Source organism: Streptomyces sp. NBC_01537 (genome assembly GCF_045040445.1).
Taxonomy (GTDB): domain Bacteria; phylum Actinomycetota; class Actinomycetes; order Streptomycetales; family Streptomycetaceae; genus Actinacidiphila.
The window spans coordinates 3,538,139-3,555,995 of the sequence record NZ_CP109392.1; the positions used below are offsets into that span (position 1 = coordinate 3,538,139).

At 70.3% G+C, this 17,857-nt stretch carries 17 protein-coding genes and 3 pseudogenes; 10 read left to right on the forward strand and 10 right to left on the reverse strand.

All coding sequences use genetic code 11. The features are described from left to right. Window positions 1-74: 74 nt before the first annotated feature. Window positions 75-2,255 (reverse strand): N-6 DNA methylase, encoded by a 2,181-nt coding sequence (locus OG607_RS16085; RefSeq protein ID WP_405723797.1) that lies wholly within the window; start codon window positions 2,253-2,255, stop codon window positions 75-77. Between the two features lie 209 nt (window positions 2,256-2,464). On the opposite strand from OG607_RS16085, the gene OG607_RS16090 reads away from it, so the two are divergent. Further along, window positions 2,465-3,019: a hypothetical protein gene (locus tag OG607_RS16090; RefSeq protein WP_405723799.1), complete on the forward strand. Its 555-nt coding sequence runs from the start codon at window positions 2,465-2,467 to the stop codon at window positions 3,017-3,019. A 77-nt stretch (window positions 3,020-3,096) separates the two neighbouring features. Beyond that, a complete protein-coding gene (locus tag OG607_RS16095; protein ID WP_405723801.1) occupies window positions 3,097-3,678 on the forward strand; it encodes a Uma2 family endonuclease in 582 nt (193 codons plus the stop codon). 66 nt (window positions 3,679-3,744) lie between these two features. On the opposite strand, the gene OG607_RS16100 is transcribed toward OG607_RS16095, so the two are convergent. The 3 genes and pseudogenes from OG607_RS16100 to OG607_RS16110 all read right to left on the reverse strand — a co-directional run. After that, the gene (locus tag OG607_RS16100) at window positions 3,745-5,010 is read right to left on the reverse strand and encodes a PP2C family protein-serine/threonine phosphatase (protein WP_405723803.1); all 1,266 of its coding nucleotides are present in this window, start codon (window positions 5,008-5,010) and stop codon (window positions 3,745-3,747) included. 98 nt (window positions 5,011-5,108) lie between these two features. Then, entirely contained in the window at window positions 5,109-5,681 is a 573-nt protein-coding gene (locus OG607_RS16105) for a YceI family protein (protein ID WP_405723804.1), read from the reverse strand. Between the two features lie 74 nt (window positions 5,682-5,755). Then, window positions 5,756-5,986 (reverse strand): annotated as a pseudogene (locus OG607_RS16110) (DUF933 domain-containing protein); the annotation flags it as partial. Between the two features lie 107 nt (window positions 5,987-6,093). On the opposite strand from OG607_RS16110, the pseudogene OG607_RS16115 reads away from it, so the two are divergent. Next, window positions 6,094-6,610, forward strand: a pseudogene (locus tag OG607_RS16115) (Uma2 family endonuclease). Window positions 6,611-6,677: 67 nt separating this feature from the next. Here the strand turns inward: OG607_RS16115 and OG607_RS16120 are convergent. Further along, on the reverse strand, window positions 6,678-7,439 hold the full coding sequence (locus OG607_RS16120) for a peptidoglycan-binding protein (protein ID WP_405736808.1): 762 nt from the start codon (window positions 7,437-7,439) through the stop codon (window positions 6,678-6,680). 153 nt (window positions 7,440-7,592) lie between these two features. After that, a pseudogene (locus OG607_RS16125) lies at window positions 7,593-7,796 on the reverse strand (helix-turn-helix domain-containing protein); the annotation flags it as partial. A gap of 381 nt (window positions 7,797-8,177) precedes the next feature. Between OG607_RS16125 and OG607_RS16130 the strand changes: the two are divergent. Then, window positions 8,178-8,615, forward strand: coding sequence for a hypothetical protein (locus tag OG607_RS16130; RefSeq protein WP_405723806.1), 438 nt, complete (start codon window positions 8,178-8,180; stop codon window positions 8,613-8,615). Window positions 8,616-8,695: 80 nt separating this feature from the next. On the opposite strand, the gene ychF is transcribed toward OG607_RS16130, so the two are convergent. Beyond that, window positions 8,696-9,784 (reverse strand): redox-regulated ATPase YchF, encoded by a 1,089-nt coding sequence (gene ychF, locus OG607_RS16135; RefSeq protein ID WP_405723808.1) that lies wholly within the window; start codon window positions 9,782-9,784, stop codon window positions 8,696-8,698. Window positions 9,785-9,953: 169 nt separating this feature from the next. Between ychF and OG607_RS16140 the strand changes: the two genes are divergently transcribed. Then, window positions 9,954-10,430 (forward strand): DUF6542 domain-containing protein, encoded by a 477-nt coding sequence (locus OG607_RS16140; RefSeq protein WP_405723810.1) that lies wholly within the window; start codon window positions 9,954-9,956, stop codon window positions 10,428-10,430. A 12-nt stretch (window positions 10,431-10,442) separates the two neighbouring features. Here the strand turns inward: OG607_RS16140 and ppgK are convergent, their stop codons facing one another. Together ppgK and OG607_RS16150 are read right to left on the reverse strand one after the other, a co-directional pair. Next, window positions 10,443-11,192, reverse strand: a complete 750-nt coding sequence (gene ppgK / locus OG607_RS16145) for a polyphosphate--glucose phosphotransferase (RefSeq protein ID WP_405723812.1) — start codon at window positions 11,190-11,192, stop codon at window positions 10,443-10,445. A gap of 10 nt (window positions 11,193-11,202) precedes the next feature. After that, window positions 11,203-12,195, reverse strand: coding sequence for a 4-hydroxy-3-methylbut-2-enyl diphosphate reductase (locus OG607_RS16150; protein ID WP_405723814.1), 993 nt, complete (start codon window positions 12,193-12,195; stop codon window positions 11,203-11,205). 52 nt (window positions 12,196-12,247) lie between these two features. Between OG607_RS16150 and OG607_RS16155 the strand changes: the two genes are divergently transcribed. The 4 genes from OG607_RS16155 to OG607_RS16170 all read left to right on the forward strand — a co-directional run bounded on the left by OG607_RS16155 (window position 12,248) and on the right by OG607_RS16170 (window position 15,841). Continuing rightward, entirely contained in the window at window positions 12,248-13,609 is a 1,362-nt protein-coding gene (locus tag OG607_RS16155; RefSeq protein WP_405723815.1) for an APC family permease, read from the forward strand. Window positions 13,610-13,667: 58 nt separating this feature from the next. Then, entirely contained in the window at window positions 13,668-14,885 is a 1,218-nt protein-coding gene (xseA, locus tag OG607_RS16160) for an exodeoxyribonuclease VII large subunit (RefSeq protein WP_405723817.1), read from the forward strand. Between the two features lie 9 nt (window positions 14,886-14,894). Beyond that, window positions 14,895-15,137: an exodeoxyribonuclease VII small subunit gene (locus OG607_RS16165; protein ID WP_405723819.1), complete on the forward strand. Its 243-nt coding sequence runs from the start codon at window positions 14,895-14,897 to the stop codon at window positions 15,135-15,137. A gap of 110 nt (window positions 15,138-15,247) precedes the next feature. Next, entirely contained in the window at window positions 15,248-15,841 is a 594-nt protein-coding gene (locus tag OG607_RS16170) for a malonic semialdehyde reductase (protein ID WP_405723820.1), read from the forward strand. A 267-nt stretch (window positions 15,842-16,108) separates the two neighbouring features. Here the strand turns inward: OG607_RS16170 and OG607_RS16175 are convergent, their stop codons facing one another. Continuing rightward, window positions 16,109-16,627 (reverse strand): DUF4245 domain-containing protein, encoded by a 519-nt coding sequence (locus OG607_RS16175; RefSeq protein WP_405736811.1) that lies wholly within the window; start codon window positions 16,625-16,627, stop codon window positions 16,109-16,111. Between the two features lie 175 nt (window positions 16,628-16,802). Between OG607_RS16175 and glpX the strand changes: the two genes are divergently transcribed. Beyond that, window positions 16,803-17,843, forward strand: a complete 1,041-nt coding sequence (glpX, locus tag OG607_RS16180) for a class II fructose-bisphosphatase (protein WP_405723822.1) — start codon at window positions 16,803-16,805, stop codon at window positions 17,841-17,843. The last annotated feature ends 14 nt before the right edge of the window (window positions 17,844-17,857 follow it).

Genomic DNA, 17,857 nt, shown 5'->3' on the forward strand with positions numbered 1-17,857 from the left:
CAGTCCCGCCTGCCCGCCTGGTGGCGGTGACGGTACGGACAAGTGTGGTGGAGGTGGGCATGCCGTGGTGCCGTTCAGCCCGACTGGCCGTGCCCCTGACCGTCAGGCGGGAGGAGCGCACCGGCCGCCAGTCCGGCGACCAGCGCACGCCCTGTCTCCTCGGCGAGGTCGGCCGCGGCACGGGCGGCGGACCGCAGTTCGTGAATGTGCCGGAACGCCTCGCCGTAGCGCCGCTGTTCCTCCAACGGCAGCAGCGGAACGCGCAGCCGTCCCGGCTGGATGTGGAGGATCGTGCTGCCGGTGGAGGCGGTGGCGAGGTTGTCCTCGGAGCCCAGGAAGCCGGCGAGGAACCATGGGTCGAGCCGCCCGCCGTCCGCCCGCAACAGGTGTACGTCGTGGCCCAGCAGAACTCCGGCGTCCGCGTCGTCGGCGACTCGGGCCATGAGTCCGTGCTCCTCGGCGAGCGCGCGTACGAGTACGTCACCGGCGGCGATGACCGGGGCGGACTCGATAGGGAGGGTGGCAAGTTCGCCGGACGCCGGTAGGCCGCGGGCGATGTCGTGACCTGTGAGGACGGGTCGGCCCGCGTGCCGGGCCCGCCAGGTCTCGTCGCGGGACTCCCGGCTGTCGGGCACGGCGCGGAGGATCTCCAGTGCGCCGCCCCGGGCGAGGTCGGAGGCCGTCGCCGTACGCCATTCGCGCGCCATGTCACCGGCCGGCTTCCAGGCTCCGCGGTCGGCGGCGCGGGCCAGGGTGTCGGCGTATCCGGTGAGTCGGCGCAGTGACGCGCCGGTGTGGCGGGCGGTCGCGGCCGGATCGATGTCGGCGGCCGTGGCGCGGACTTGGCGGGCCGGGGTGAGGTCGACGAACTCGTCGAGGAGGTCGACGACCGGGACGGCGCGGGCTGTTCCGGGGGCGTCGGCGAACGTGTCGGGGGCCTTGGCGAAAGCCGTCCATCGGGGGACGACTGCGGCGCTGAGCTGGTCCCAGTCGATTGGGCCTCGCTTGCCGCGCCCTCGGGCCGTCCCGCGACCGCGTCGGTCGTCGTTGCCGTCGCTCGCGCCGCCCACGCCGCCCGCGTCGACGAAGAGCACCGATTTCCGCTCCTGGCCGCCCGGTTCAGGTCGTTGCAGCACCCACACCTGGAGCCCGATGTGCAGGGGCTGGGCGGCCCCCGGAGGCAAGCCGATCACGGCACGCAGGGCGCCGCTGCGGACGAGTTCCGCACGGATCCGACGACCAGACGTACGGGAGGCGGAGGCCGGCGGCAGCATCAGCACGGCGTACCCGCCGGGGACGAGGTGGGCCAGGGCGTGCTGTACCCAGGCCAGTTCTGACTCGGCGCGCGGCGGGACGCCGTAGGCCCAGCGTGGGTCGTACGCCAGCTCCTCATGTCCCCAGTCGCGGTCGCCGTACGGCGGGTTGCAGAGCACCGCGTCGACCAGAAGGTCCGGGAACGCGTCGGAGCGCAGGCTGTCCCCTGCCTGCACGACCACCTCGGCGTCGGGTGCGGCGAGCAGCAGCCCGACGGCGCTGCGCTGCGCCTGCACCGGCACGGAGTCCTGTCCGTACAAGCCATCCGCGCCGAGCAGATGGGCCTGCAGCAGCAAAGTCCCGCTGCCACATGCGGGGTCGAGGACACGGACGGGGAGGGAAGCGGCCGAGTCGGGGGTGGTGGTGGCCAGGCGTGCCATCAATTCGGCCAGCACCACGGGAGTCTCGTACGTGCCGCTGGCAGCGCTGTCCTCCAACTCGCGCTCAGCCAGAACACGCAACGTCGCCTGGCCGCCCGCGCCGCGTACGCAGAGAACCAGGGCGCGCAGGACATCCGCGTCCTTCGGCTCGTAGCGCAGGCTCGCCGTGCCGGGGACCGTGTCGGCGAGTTCGGCGGCTGTTGAGTCCGCTCGGGCCACGAGATCCGCGTCGGACAGTCCGGCGAGGGCGGTGAGCTCGTCCTCACTCCGACGGGACGCGGCGAGTACCAGCGGAAGCAGCCGGGCCGCCACGCCGCTTCCTGCCCCGTGCAGCCGCAGCGTGGTGCGCAGTTCTTCCGAGGGCGTGGCGGCGACGGACTGGCCACGGGCCTGCAGCCAGGCGCGTACCTGCTCCAGGTCGTAGAGGGGACTGGTTTCGGTGCCGCCGGACGGAGCCGGGAAGTCGTCATGCCTGCGACGCCAGTTGCTGACGGTGGCGCGCGTAACACCCGCGATGCGCGAGACCTCCGCTGCTGTCACCTCTGCTGATGGCTTTGGCATGGGCTCCTGGACCTTTCTGGAGTGAACAGTAAACACCCTATGCCATGCGTCAAATCCGTCAAGACGTTTGACGGTGCTTTCACGTTCATGCTTACCTGTAGAAGCTTCCAGGGTGAGGTGCTCCTCTGCGCGCCCTTCTGTGAGGCATGCGCCGAGGCGGCCTGATCCATGGCCTCGCCTGCCGCGCCCAACCGATCGGAGCAGGAAACATGAACCCGACCACGCCGCCCTTCGGCCCTTCTCGCGCCTACGGCCCCATACCGCAGCCGCCCGCCCCGAAGCGGTCGCGTCGCAAGGCCTGGCTCACCTACGGCGCGACCGCGCTCGTCGCCTTCTCCCTCGGCAGCGGAATCGGGAGTGCCAGCGGCAAGAACGGCACGGCCGCCGCTGCCACCCCGGCCGACTCCGCGAAGCCGCGACCTGCGGTGACGGCCACGGTCACCGCCGAGGCGGCCCCCGCACCGACCGTGACCGAGACAGTGACCGCGACCGCCAAGCCGAAGAAGACCAAGAGACCTGGCCCGTCGACCAGCTTCGCGGGGGACGGCGAATACCTGGTCGGCACGGACATCGCAGCCGGGACCTACAAGACCGCCGGCCCTGCGGACTCCTGGGGCTGTTACTGGGAGCGGGCCAAGGACTCCAGCGGTGACTTCGACTCGATCATCGCCAACAACAACCTCCAAGGATCGGGCCTGGTGACCCTCCGCAAGGGCGAGGTCTTCAAGACCAACGGCTGTCAGAAGTGGACGAAGGCCGGCTGATCCGGGCTCTCAGGTCGGGCGGTCGCCCCGTTGACGATCTCGTGGCCCGGGCCCGGTCGAGTCGCTACGGTTGAGCCATGACCGCGCTGCCCGGCTGGATGCGCCCGCCGCGCGCGGAAGGCTGGTTCGCGGAGGACCTGGACCGCCTCCCCGAGGCGCCTCGCCACACCGAGCTCATCGACGGAGCCCTCGTCTTCATGATGTGGCCCCAGCGGTGGTGGCACGGCCACCTCGTCACCATGCTCACCGTCGCCCTCATGGAGCAGGCACCTGCCGATGTCAGCGTCGGCCGCGAGATGACCATAAAGCTCGACGAGCGAAACCGGCCCGAACCGGATCTCCTGTTGACGACGGCCGACTACGACGGAGACCGTACCTGGTTCACACCGAACGAGGTACGACTCGTCATCGAGGTCGTCTCACCCGAGTCCGCGCACCGGGACCGGACGGTCAAGCTCCGCAAGTACGCAGAGGCCGGCATCCCGCACTACTGGTGCGTCGAGGACGAGAGCGGCGCTCCCGTCGTCCACGTCTACGAACTCGACGAACCGACCGGCGCCTATGCACCTGCCGGTATCTTCCGAGGCGTCCTGGAACTCACCTTGCCCTTCGAGATCAGCCTGGACCTCGACAAGCTCACCCCACCACGGCGCAGCTAGAGGTCAGCACCAAGTCAGCACGCCATCTCCGTCGGGCGCGGCACCGTCGCATCCGGGTCCCTTTGCTCACGTTGCGATGGCTGGGAACTGCAAGGTCAGCAGAGCCATGTCGTCATGTCCGTCGCTGGGGTGGTTGTCGGCCAGGGTCCGGCACAGCCGGTCCAGGGGCTGCCCTGCGTTGGCCGACGCGACGGCCGCGATGGTGTGGAGTCCAGCGTCCAGGGGGTGTCCGGGCTGTTCGACGAGGCCGTCGGTGAACAGGATGACGGTGGTCGCGGGGGCCAGCGAGTGGGTGTGGTCGGGCCGGGGCCGCCCGGCGTCGACGCCGAGGGGGATGCCGGGGTCCGCGTACAGGTAGCGGGTGGCACCGTCGGGCAGGAGCAGCAGCGGCGGCAGGTGTCCGGCGGTGCTCCAGCGCAGCATCCAGTGCCGGCAGTCCGGGCCGGGGGGTTCGATACGGGCCAGGCACGCGGTCGTCATGGCGCCCTCGGTGATCGCCAGCAGCGTACGGTCGAGCTGGGTGAGGATGGCGCTGGGCGGGGTGCACCGGTCGTAGGCCAGGGCGCGCAGCATGTTGCGGATCTGGGCCATGGCGGCCGCGGCGTACAGGTCGTGGCCGATCACATCGCCGATGATGGCTGCGCAGGCGCCGTCGGGCAGGAGCAGGGCGTCGTACCAGTCTCCGCCGAGGTGGGCGGGCGCGACAGCAGGGCGGTAGACCGCCGCAGCGGTGAAGGGACGCAGATCGGGCAGCTGGGGCAGAAGCAGGCGCTGGAACTGCTCGGCGTTGCGCTGCACACGCTGGTACAGGCGGGCATTCTCGATGGCTACCCCGGCCGCGCCGGCCAGCGCCACCACGACGGCCTCGTCATCGGTGTCGAAGGGCCGCCCGCCCCGCTTGTTGGTAAGGTACAGGTTGCCGTACACCCGCCCGCGCACGGTGATCGCGACCCCGAGCAGGGAGTGCATGCGCGGGTGGCCGGGCGGGAAACCGGAGTGCCCGGGATGGGTGGGGACGTCGGCGATCCGCAGCGGTCCGGGGCGGCGGAGCAGTTGCCCGAGCAGTCCCTTGCCGGAGGGCAGGGGGCACTGGTCCATCCGGGCCTGCTGCCCTTCGCTCAGCCCGACGAAGACGAAGTCCGACAGCCGCACGCCGTCCTCGTCCAGGACGGCCAGCGCGCCGTAACGGGCGTCGACCAGCTCAATCGCGGTGGTGGCGATCCGGTGCAGCACCACGTCCGGGTCCAGTTCGCGGCTGATGGCCAGCACAGCGTCCAGCAGCCCCTGCCACTGCTCCTGGAGGCGGGAGGGGTTCGCCAGCCGCTCGGCCATGGCCCGCGGCCCGGGATCCGCGGCGGGTTCGGGCCGGCGCTTCTCCGTCCCTGATGCCGATGGCCGATATCGCCGGTTCATGGCCGCAGCCCTTCCGCTCAGCCTCTCGGCAGAACGACGGTGCACTCGATGTCGACCGCGTCACGGACCTTCAGGGCGCCGAGGAGGCCTGAATACGGCTTGATGCCCCACTCGGACTGGACGACGCTCGCCTTGCCGACCACGGTGAATTCGTCCTGCCGCCGGACCTCCAGGCGCAGCGGATGCGTCTGACCGGCCAGGTCCAGATCACCGAGGACCACGGCGCTGTCGCCGTGCGGCCCGACAGGCTCCAAACGTCTGGTGGTGAACACGGCACGCCCGTGACGGTCGAGTCCCAGCACCTTGTGCATGGTCTGCCGGATCTGCCGCCTGTCCCCGTCACTGAGCGGCTTGACGCCGCCCGTGCCCTCCACGACCGCCAGCGCCCCGAGCTCCACCTCGACCGACGCCGCCGGCGCCGCGGCCGGATCCGCCGGCACGGTCACCCGGCCCCGCCACTCGGAGGCCTCGATGACCAGATCATGCCCGACCCGTGCCGCCGCGCCCTCCCGGTACGTACGCACGACGAGCCGACCGGTCCCCGGACCGATCTCGTACTCACCCGCCGCCACCGCCACGGTCCCGGTCACGGCTCCAGCCTACGACTGCGCCGAAGGGCCGGCACCGATGGCGGCTTCGACGTGCGAGGGACGCCGGACAGGCACTAGACGTTGAAGCGGAACTCCACCACATCGCCGCCGTGCATGACGTAGTCCTTGCCCTGGATGCGCGCCTTGCTCTTGGAGCGGGCCTCGCAGATGGAGCCGCATGCGACGAGGTCGTCGAAGGAGACGATCTCGGCCTTGATGAAGCCCTTCTGGAAGTCGGTGAGGTAGGTCTGGAGGCCGAGGGTGTCGAAGCCGACGCGGCCGAGGGTGGCCATGCCGGGCTCTTCCTAGGCGCAAGCAGAGAGGCGGGCTCAAGTATCCCGACATCCATGCGCCGGTCATCGGGCGGCACGATACGCCCGCGTCCGACGGACGAAATGGCTAGGGTCGCAGCATGACCGCACTGCCCGGCTGGATGCGCCCGCCTCGCCCGGAAGGCTGGTTCGCGGAGGACCTGGACCGCCTCCCGGAAGCGCCGCGCCACACCGAGCTGATCGACGGGGCCCTCGTATTCATGATGTGGCCCCAGCGCTGGTGGCACGGAGAGATCGTCACCGACCTCACGCTTGCCCTCAGGGCACAGGCCCCGTCGGGATTCAAGCCACGACCCCGTATGACCCTGACTGCACCTGGTTCGCTCCGGAAGACGTCCAGCTCGTCATCGAGGTCGTCTCCCCCGAGTCCGCCCACCGCGAGCGGACAGTAAAGCTGCGCAAGTACGCCGAGGCGGGAATCCGGCACTACTGGTGCATCGAGGACGAGGACACGTCCCCGCCGTGCACGTCTACGAACTCGATGAGCCGACCAGGTCGTACGCACCAGCAGGAATCTTCCGCCACACGCTCAAGCGGTCCCTGCCATTCGAGATCAGCCTCGATCTGGACAAACTCGCGCCCGGTCGTAGCGACTGACACAGAGCTTCCGGGTCAGCACCAAGTCAGAACGGATCCAGCTTGGCGTCGGACGGCCCGTCCGGAATCACCCAGTCGCCGAAGCCCGGCTCGAGGGGGATGGCGAGGGGGATGGCGAGGGGGATGGCGAGGCGGATGGCGAGTTCTGGTACGCGCGGTCGCAGTACGGCCAGTCCCCGAAGTCCTTGGCAGACTTCCACAGACGGTACGCGGCCTGGATGTTCCACTCCGGATCAAGGGCCTTGCGCGGTGTGCCCCCCAACTCGCGCAGCCTGGCGTCAGAGATCTGGAAGAGCCCCCAGTTCCTTGTGCCATTGGTGTTCGGCAGTATGTGCAACGGGTCGAGGAAGGACTGGCAGTCGGCGATGGCCACCGCGTGGTCGGGCTCTTCGGAGAACACCTCGCGGACCCGCTTGCGTACCTTGTCCGGCGTCCAGGTGGTCATCCGCACCTTCGGTTCGTAGAGCGCCTTCTTGGTCTCCTCCCCGACCACCCCGTTGGGGCTGATGCCGGACAGCACCTGGAAAGCGGTCACGCGTCTCAGCGTCTGCGGCCCGAATTCGCTGTCCACCCCGATGTCCGCCCCGACCCGCGCGAGAAGCCGCTGTACCTCCCCCACACAGGCGTCGTGCTGGCCCAGGTTCACCGGCTGGGCACACGCCTCGGAGAATAAGAGACGTCCGTCGTCGTCCCCGGCGCCGGTGCTCCCCAGGACCGTCGTCGTGCCCACCGTGGCCCACGCCGCCCCCAGTGCCAGGACCAGCGCGGCCGCACCGAGGACCAGTGGCTTTCGTCGCCGCCGCGTCACGTCTCCGGGCGCCAGCAGCACCGGCTCAAGGTTCGTCGTCTTCCGGGGCCCGGAATGCGGGAGAGGCTGAGGCTGGGGCTGGGGCTCGGGCTCGGGCTCGGATTCAGGTTCCGGCGACTGGACCGAGCCCCGGCTGGCATCCGCCAGAGCCCAGAGCCGGTGCAGACGTCGGAGTTCCTCCGGTGAGGCCCCGCAGGCCGCAGCGAACCGGTGTGCCGACCCATAATCCTGCGGGACATAAGAGCCCGAACAGTAGCGGTGCAGGCTGGAGCTGCTGATACCGGTCTTCTGGGCAAGCGTTTCGTAGCTGAGATCCGCGCGCTTTTTCAACGCCCGCAGGCAGGCGGCGAACTCGTCGAATTCCTCAGTCTGAGCCATGGCGATCCACCCCTCGGTCCCCTACCGCCGCCAGGCCGACTCCCCGCCCCCGAGGCCCTGCGTTCGCGCCTCATCAGGCCCGGTTGAGTCAAGCTCACAGGCCCATCGACGCACCGGTGTTCGATCCCGGCGACCGGATCATAGCCCTCCGGGCACGCGCGCGTCCCACGTGCGTCCCAACAGGTCATCCCAAGCGCCAGGTCACCGAGGTCGCGGCGTCCCAGCGTCCCATCCGGCGCTGATCACCTGTCGGTGAACTACGGCGCCTGCCAGTGTCTGCGTCGCTGGACCGGGGCATGACACGGCACCCCACGGGGGGGGCTCAGCAGCGCCGGCTTCGGCGGGCAGGCAGCCCGACAACGCACCAGAGAGGAAGCACCGATGAAGTCGATCTCCCGCTTCACCGCGACACCCCGCACCAAAGGCCGGACCGCAGGCATCCGCCGGTCCCTGAGCGTCCTCGCCGCCACGGGCGCCCTTGCCGCGGCCGCCGTCACTTTCGCTCCCTCCGCGCAAGCCGACAGCAGCATCTGCAACCCCGGCTGCGAGGCGGCGGCGGACTTCCAGTCGTACGGTGAGGTCTTCACCGTCCACGACTACGATGCGGACGGGTACTCCACGGTCGGGTACATCTACAGCTACAGCCCCGGCGACCAGTACACCCACACCTGCCTGAACACCAACGGCGCCGCCGGAGCGGCGAAGACATGCAACTACGAGTTCGAGGAGGACTACCTCGTCTCGTACCAGGTGTGCAAGTACAAGACCAGCACCGGTCTCGACTACGACTGCAGCGGAGTGGTGTACGACTACTCGTGACGCCTGAGTGTCCTGGGTGGTGTGGGCGGCCCGCAGCAGCTTCGGGCCGCCCACGCGCACACCATCCGCTGTATCACCCGCTAGACGTTGAAGCGGAACTCCACCACATCGCCGTCCTGCATGACGTACTCCTTGCCCTCGATGCGGGCCTTGCCCTTGGAGCGGGCCTCGGGGATGGAGCCGCATTCGACGAGGTCGTCGAAGGAGACGATCTCGGCCTTGATGAAGCCCTTCTGGAAGTCGGTGTGGATGACACCGGCGGCCTCGGGGGCGGTGGCGCCCTTTTTGATGGTCCAGGCGCGGACTTCCTTGGGGCCGGCGGTGAGGTAGGTCTGGAGGCCGAGGGTGTCGAAGCCGACGCGGCCGAGGGTGGCCATGCCGGGCTCTTCCTGGCCCATGGACTGGAGCAGCTCAAGGGCTTCGTCGTCGTCGAGTTCGATGAGCTCGGACTCGATCTTGGCGTTGAGGAAGATGGCCTCGGCGGGGGCGACGAGGGCGCGCTGCTCGGCCTTGAAGTCCTCGTTGACCAGCTCGTCCTCGTCGACGTTGAAGACGTAGAGGAAGGGCTTGATGGTGAGGAGGTGGAGCTCGTGGAGGAGCTTGGCCTGCTCGGTACCGGCGGTGATGCCGGCGGAGAAGAGGGTGCGGCCCTCTTCGAGGATCTTCTGGGCGTCGAGGACGGCGGCGAGGACGGCGGCCTTGTCCTTGTGGAGGCGGGAATCCTTGGTGAGCCGGGGAAGGGCCTTCTCGACGGACTGCATGTCGGCGAGGATCAGCTCGGTGTTGATGGTCTCGATGTCGTCCTTGGGGGACACCTTGCCGTCGACGTGGACGACGTCGGGGTCGACGAAGGCGCGGATGACCTGGCAGATCGCGTCGGACTCGCGGATGTGGGCGAGGAACTTGTTGCCCAGGCCCTCGCCCTCGGAGGCGCCACGGACGATGCCGGCGATGTCGACGAAGTCGACGGTGGCGGGGAGGATCTTCTGGGAGCCGAAGATCTTCGCGAGGACGGCGAGCCGGGGATCGGGGACGCCGACGACGCCGACGTTGGGCTCGATGGTGGCGAACGGGTAGTTGGCCGCCAGCACGTCGTTCTTGGTCAGGGCGTTGAAAAGGGTCGACTTGCCGACATTCGGCAGGCCGACGATTCCGATCGTGAGCGACACGTGGCGACTTCCCGTAGCGATGTGGAGCGAGGCGGGTGGAAGCAAACAGTCTACGGGGCACACCGTGCGGCCCGCTCCGGCCTCATATCAGGTCGAACACTGCGACAAGGGCGGCGAAAAGGCGTGTCCTGCCCCTGTTTTCCCTGCCTTGCGCGCCTACTTTGGGTACGTGGAGCAACACACTGCGCGCACACAGTCCTCGGCACCCCGTCTTCCGCGCCCCCGCGAGACCCGGGTCGGCGCCACCGCCCCCGCGTCGCTGCGCAGACCGGAATCCCGGCTCACCGCGCTGGGCACGGGCCTGGGGCTGACGGCCGTCACGCTGGCCGGCGGGGCGGTGGAGACGCTGTTCGCCGGGGAGCCGGGGGCGTTCTTCGGGGTGTGGTTCGTGCTGGCGTGCATCGCGGCCGCGGTGTTCGTACGGCCGTACGACCTGTCGGCGGCGCCGATCGCCGCGCCGATCGCGTTCGCGGTGACCGTGGTGCTGACCGCGGACAGCGGTGAGGGCGGGGTGGCAGGGCACGCGATGGGCGCGATCACGGCGCTGGCGCTGCTGACGGGATGGCTGTACGCGGGGACGCTGTGCGCGGCCGCCATCGCCGCCGTACGCAAGGTGGCGTACGTACGGCGACAGCGGCGGCGGTGACTGGGGCCTGTTCTAGTCCTGTGCGGCGGCGGCCGCGGCGGCCATGGCCGCGCCGACGATGCCCGCGTTGTTCTGGAGGGCGGCCGGGACGATCTCAGCGCGGATGCCCTCGATCAGGGGCAGGAACTTGGCCGACTTGCGGCTCACGCCGCCGCCGATGACGAACAGCTCGGGCGAGAAGAGCATCTCGACGTGGGCGAGGTACTTCTGGACGCGGTGAGCCCAGTGCTCCCAGGTGAGCTCCTCGTCCTCCTTGGCCTTGGTGGAGGCCTTCTTCTCGGCGTCGTGGCCGTGCAGCTCGAGGTGGCCGAGCTCGGTGTTGGCGAGCAGGCGGCCGTCGGTGAAGACGGCGCTGCCGATGCCGGTGCCGAGGGTGAGCATGATGACCGTGCCCTTGCGGCCGCGGCCGGCGCCGAAGGCCATCTCGGCGATGCCGGCCGCGTCAGCGTCGTTGAGCAGGGTGACGGGGGCGCCGACCCGCTCGGAGAGCAGCTTGGCGGCGTCCAGGCCGAGCCAGCCCTGGTCGACGTTGGCGGCCGTGCGGGTCGTGCCGTTCGTGACGACGCCCGGGTAGGTCGCGCCTATCGGGCCCGACCAGCCGAAGTGCTCCACGACCTGCCCGACGCAGTCCACGACCGCCTCAGGGGTGGCCGGGTGCGGGGTGAGCACCTTGAAGCGCTCGTCCGCGAGATCGCCGACCTCTAGATCCACGGGCGCGCCCTTGATGCCGGACCCGCCGATGTCCACACCGAAAACCTTCATAGCAGTAACGCTACTTGGCGGTGGGAGCCACTGCCTCCGCCGCCTCCGCACGCAGATCCCGGCGCAGCTCCTTCGGCAGCGAGAACGTGATGCTCTCCTCCGCCGACTTCACGATCTCGACGTCCCCGAAACCGCGCGCCGCCAGCCACTCCAGCACCCCGTCGACCAGGATCTCCGGCACCGAGGCGCCCGAGGTGACGCCGACCGTCGTGACGCCCTCCAGCCAGGCCTCCTCCAGCTCCTCTGCGAAGTCCACCAGGTAGGAGGCCTTCGCGCCGGCCTGGAGGGCGACCTCCACCAGCCGTACGGAGTTCGAGGAGTTCTTGGAGCCGACGACGATCACCAGGTCGGCGTCGGCGCCGATCTGCTTGACCGCGATCTGGCGGTTCTGGGTCGCGTAGCAGATGTCGTCGCTCGGCGGCGAGACCAGCGCCGGGAAGCGCTGCTGCAGCTTGCCGACGGTCTCCATCGTCTCGTCGACGGACAGGGTGGTCTGGGACAGCCAGACGAGCCGCTTCTCGTCACGCACCTGGAGCCCGGCCACGTCCTCGGGCCCGTCCACGAGGTGGATCCGGTCCGGGGCCTCGCCCATCGTGCCGATGACCTCCTCGTGGCCCTCGTGGCCGATGAGGAGGATGTCGTAGTCCTCGGAGGCGAAGCGCTGCGCCTCCTTGTGGACCTTGGTCACCAGGGGGCAGGTCGCGTCGATGGAGGCGAGCCTTCCGGCCGCCGCCTCGTCGTGCACCTCGGGGGCCACGCCGTGGGCGGAGAAGACCACGATGTTGCCCTCGGGCACCTCTTCGGTCTCGTCGACGAAGACGGCGCCCTTCTTCTGCAGGGTCTGCACGACGTATTTGTTGTGGACGATCTCTTTACGGACATAGATCGGCGCACCGTACTGCTCAAGCGCCTTCTCGACGGCGATCACGGCACGGTCCACGCCCGCGCAGTAGCCGCGGGGAGCGGCGAGCAGAACACGGCGGGCGGCTGTCGTAGCAGTCATGCCCACCATCGTACGGGGCGCGGGAACCGCGGCTTTGAACCAAGCTGGCTGCATGAGCGAGGAGGGCGGCGAGGAGGGCGGCGAGGAGGGCGGGCTGCACCGGAGCCTCGGCTTCCGGGATCTGGTCGTCTACGGCCTGCTGTTCATCGCGCCGATGGCTCCGGTCGGCATCTTCGGCGCGCTGATCGCGAAGTCGCACGGCGCGATCGCGCTCGTGTACGCCGTGGCGACGGTCGCGATGGCCTTCACCGCGTTCAGCTACGCCCAGATGGTGCGGGTCGTCCCCCGGGCGGGGTCGGTGTTCGCGTACGCCCGGGCCGGGCTGGGGGAGGGCGCCGGTTTCATCGCCGGGTGGATGGTGCTGCTCGACTATCTGCTGATCCCGGCCGTCGCGTACCTCTTCTCCGGGATCGCGATGGAGGCGCTGGTGCCGGCGGTCGACCGGTGGGTGTGGACCGCACTCGCGGTGGTGATCACGACCGGGCTGAACCTGTGGGGCGTACGGGCGGCCGCGGTCGTCGGCTTCGTGGTGCTGGCGATGGAGATCGCGGTGCTTGTTGTTTTCGCGGTGACCGCGGTCGTGGTGCTGGCCGCCGATGGGGCGCGGCGGGGATGGACGGCGCCCTTCACGGGGGAGGGCCCCTTCTCCCTGGCGGCGGTGCTCGGCGGGGTGTCGGTGGCGGTGCTGTCGTTTCTGGGCTTCGACGCGATCGCCTCCTTCGCGGAGGAGGTGACCGGTGGCTCGGAGAAGGTGGCGCGGGCGGTTCTTTTCTGCCTGGTGGTGGCGGGGGTTCTGTTCGTCGTGCAGACCTACCTCGCGGCGCTGCTCGCCCCCATGTCGGCCGCCGGGCTGGCTGCGCGGCCGGCCGCGCAGGGCTCCGCCTTCTACGACACCGTCGACTCGGCCGCGGGCGCCTGGCTCCATGACCTCGTCGCCGCGAGCAAGGCCATCGGCGCCGCCTTCGCCGCCCTGGCCGGGCAGGCCGCCGCCGGCCGGCTGCTGTTCGCGATGGCCCGCGACCGGCGGCTGCCGCGCCCGCTCTCGCGGGTGAGCGAGCCGAGCGGCGTGCCCCGGCGGGCACTGCTCGTCTCGGCGGCGGTCACGCTTGCCGCGGCTGTGTGGGCCGCCGGCCATGACGACGGGCTCGACCGGCTCGTGTCGGTCGTCAACGTCGGCGCGCTCAGCGCTTTCGCGCTGCTCCATCTGTCGGTCATCGGCTGGTTCGCCGTACGGCGTCCGGACGGCGGCCCTCCCCTTCGTGCCGTTCGGCACGTCCTCGTCCCGCTGCTCGGGCTCGCCATCACCGGTGCCGTCATCCTTGAGGCGGCCGGCTCCGCGCAGCTCGTGGGGCTTGTCTGGGTGGGGGTCGGGCTGGTGGTCCTGGCCGTGCAGGGCGCGGCGGCACCGGGGTGAGCACGGCGGGGGTGACGGTCGCGGGTGACTGTCGGTCGCGGCGGCTAGTCTCGGGCGCATGGCTCTGAACACATCCGTGGAGACGCCGATCCCGGTCGGCGAGGTGTCGCGGCTGATCGGGGGGTGGATCGACCGTCTGGGGGCGGTCTGGGTGGAGGGGCAGATCACGCAGCTGTCCCGGCGCCCGGGCGCGGGGGTGGTGTTCCTGACGCTGCGGGACCCGTCGCAGGACATCTCGCTCACGGTGACGTGCCGCCGTTCGGTGTTCGACGAGATCGCGGACCTGGTCGGCGAGGGCGCGCGGGTCGTGGTGCTGGCCAAGCCCGAGTGGTACGCGCCGCGCGGCCAGCTGTCGCTGCGGGCCACCGAGATACGGCCGGTGGGCATCGGGGACCTGCTCGCGCGGCTGGAGCAGCTGAAGAAGCGGCTCGCGGCGGAAGGGCTGTTCGCGGCGGACCGCAAGAAGGCTCTGCCGTTCCTGCCGCAGCTGATCGGGCTGGTGTGCGGCCGCGCCTCGGCGGCGGAGCACGACGTACTGGAGAACGCGCGGCTGCGCTGGCCGGCGGTCCGGTTCGAGGTGCGGAATGTGCCGGTGCAGGGGGCGTACGCGGTGCCGCAGGTGATCGAGGCGGTTCGCGGGCTGGACGCGCATCCGGAGGTGGACGTGATCATCGTGGCGCGGGGCGGGGGGAGCGTGGAGGATCTGCTGCCGTTCTCGGACGAGCAGCTGATCCGGGCGGTGGCCGAGTGCCGTACGCCGGTGGTGTCGGCGATCGGGCATGAGCCGGACTCGCCGCTGCTGGACCTGGTGGCGGACCTGCGGGCGTCGACGCCGACGGATGCGGCGAAGCGGGTGGTGCCGGATGTGGGCGAGGAGCTGGCCCGGGTCGAGCAGATGCGGCACCGGGCGCTGCGCGTGGTGCGCGGGCTGCTGGACCGGGAGGAGCACGGGCTGTCGGCGGCGCTGAGCCGGCCGTCCATGGCGCGGCCGCACCGGATGGTGGAGGAGCGGGAGGAGCAGATCGGGGCGCTGCTCGACCGCTCACGCAAGACCCTGCGGCACCGGCTGGAGCGCGCGGAGGACGAGCTTGAGCACACCCGGGCGCGGGTGGTGGCGCTGTCCCCGGCGGCGACGCTGAAGCGCGGGTACGCGGTGCTGCAGCACGAGGACGGCACGGTGGTGCGGGCGGCGGACGAGGTCGCGGACGAGGAGAAGCTGCGGGCGCGCGTCGCCGAGGGCGAGTTCGCGGTCCGGGCTGTCGTACCCCGCCCCTAGGCTGGGCGCATGGCAGCAGATCAGGACACGCTGGGGTACGAGCAGGCCCGGGACGAGCTCGTCGATGTCGTACGGCGGCTCGAAGCCGGCGGTTCCACGCTGGAGGAGTCGCTCGCGCTCTGGGAGCGCGGCGAGGAGCTCGCGCGCGTGTGCCGCCGCTGGCTGGAGGGTGCGCGGGCGCGGCTGGACGCGGCACTCTCGGCGGAGGGGACGGGGACGGGGGACGGCGACGGCGAAGACCAGGGGGTGTGAGGCCGGTCACGTGAAGCCGGGGAATGGTTGAAAGTTCACCTAGGTTGGATACGGTAGTCAGCGCGCCCGCAAACGGGTGTGAATGCCACCAATCCCCCCAAGAGGTAGACATGTCTCTCGTGCTCGACGCCACCGCTCAGGACCTCCTCTTCCGCGAGGCGCGGACGGCGAACGCGTTCACCGACGAGCCTGTGACGGACGAGCAGATCCAGGCGATCTACGACCTCGTCAAGTACGCGCCGACCGCCTTCAACCAGCAGCCGCTGCGCGTCGTCCTGGTCCGTTCCGCCGAGGCCCGCGAGCGCCTGGTCGGCCACCTGGGCGAGGGCAACCAGGCGAAGACCGCCGCTGCCCCGCTGGTCGCGATCCTGGCCGCCGACAACGAGTTCCACGAGGAGCTGCCGACCCAGTTCCCGGCCTTCCCGCAGGCCAAGGACATCTTCTTCTCCGAGCGCGCCGCCCGTGAGCAGTCCGCCCGCTTCAACGCCGCGCTGCAGGTCGGCTACTTCATCGTCGGCGTCCGCGCCGCCGGCCTGGCCGCCGGCCCGATGACCGGCTTCAACGCCGAGGGCATCAACAAGGAGTTCTTCGGCGACGGCGACCACTCCGTCCTCGCCGTCGTCAACATCGGCAAGCCGGGCGAGAACGCCTGGTACCCGCGCAGCCCGCGGCTCGCGTTCGACGAGGTCGTCACGACCGTCTGAGGCTGATGTTCCGGCACCGCTCGCCCGGTCACGCCCCCTGCTGGGGGTACGGGGGTTATCCCCCGGGAGATCGCAGTCCGCGCAGCCCGCGGCTCGCGTTCGACGAGGTCGTCACGACCGTCTGAGGCTGATGTTCCGGCACCGCTCGCCCGGTCACGCCCCCTGCTGGGGGTACGGGGGTTATCCCCCGGGAGATCGCAGTCCGCGCAGCCCGCGGCTCGCGTTCGACGAGGTCGTCACGACCGTCTGATCAGCCCCGCTCCAGCCTTACTGGCCGCCGCGCTCCTCCAGCGCGGCGGCCAGTTCCGCGAGCTGCCCGAACGAGGCCGTGCCGGTGACCACGGTCGTCACGCCGTTCGCCTCCCGTACGAGGGCGTCGTACTTCGGGCCCTCGTACTTCGTCCACGTCACGCCGTCCACCGTGCGGCTGCCGGAGCGGGCCGCGCCGTAGGTCTTCGCGTCGATGAAGGCGGCGGCCCCGGCATTGCTCTGCTCGACGGCGGCGTATTCCTCCTGCGGGTCCACGAAGCCCAGGTGCCAGGTGACGGCCTTGGGGTCGGTGGAGTCGTACGTCACCGAGGTGGCCCGCCAGTCCTTGCCGAGGCCGACCGGGGCCGCGACGGCGTAGGGCGCGTCGCGGCGCGCCTGGCCTAGCTCGACGGAATAGCCGACGGTCTTGACGGGGTCACCCTCGCTGTGGGGGACGAAGAAGTAGATGCCGAAGACGACGACGCCGATCGCCGCCATCGAGAGCACCAGGTCCCGCACTGTCTGCTTGCCACGCATGTCTGCCACGCGCCTATCGTCCCCCATCCCCGATAGCACGCTTGCAAGGGGTGCGCACGGGGAATCGCGAACCGAGTGCGCTCATGTGACGGGCGCCCTGCTCATTCTCACGGTGGCCCGATAAGGTCGTAGCACCCTCTTTTCCGGCCGTCCTCGTACAGAAAGGTGCGCTGCGATGACCGATCAGCACGAAACCCATCTGCCGCCCGCGCTCGACGTGAGCCCCGAAGCCCCGGACCGCAACCTGGCCCTGGAGCTGGTCCGGGTGACCGAGGCCGCCGCCATGGCCGCCGGCCGCTGGGTCGGGCGCGGTGACAAGAACGGCGCGGACGGCGCGGCCGTGAAGGCCATGCGCACCCTCGTCTCGACCGTGTCGATGAACGGCGTCGTCGTCATCGGCGAGGGCGAGAAGGACGAAGCCCCGATGCTCTACAACGGGGAGCGGATCGGCGACGGCACCGGCGCGGAGTGCGACGTCGCCGTGGACCCCGTCGACGGCACCACGCTCACCGCCAAGGGCATGAGCAACGCCGTCTCCGTGCTCGCGGTGGCCGACCGCGGCACGATGTACGACCCGTCGGCCGTCTTCTACATGGACAAGCTGGTCACCGGCCCCGAGGCGGCGGACTACGTCGACATCATGGCCCCGCCGGCCGTCAACATCCGCCGGGTCGCCAAGGCCAAGGGCGGCGCCCCCGAGGACGTCACGGTCGTGGTGCTCGACCGGCCCCGGCACGAGGGCATCGTCAGGGAGATCCGGGAGGCCGGCGCCCGGATCAAGTTCATCTCCGACGGCGATGTCGCGGGCGCGATCATGGCCGTACGGGACGGCACCGGCGTCGACATGCTCATGGGCATCGGCGGCACCCCGGAAGGCATCATCGCGGCCTGCGCCATCAAGTGCCTCGGCGGCACCATCCAGGGCAAGCTGTGGCCCAAGGACGACGCCGAGCGCGGGCGCGCGCTGGACGCGGGCCACGACCTGGACCGGGTCCTGACCACCAACGACCTGGTCAGTGGCGAGAACGTGTTCTTCGTCGCCACCGGCATCACGGACGGCGAGCTGCTGCGCGGTGTGCGGTACCGCGCGGAGACCGCCACCACCGAGTCGCTGGTCGTGCGCTCCAAGTCCGGCACGATCCGGCAGATCGACTCCACGCACCGGCTGTCGAAGCTGCGGGCGTACAGCTCGATCGACTTCGACCGCGCGCGCTGAGCGACAGCGGAACA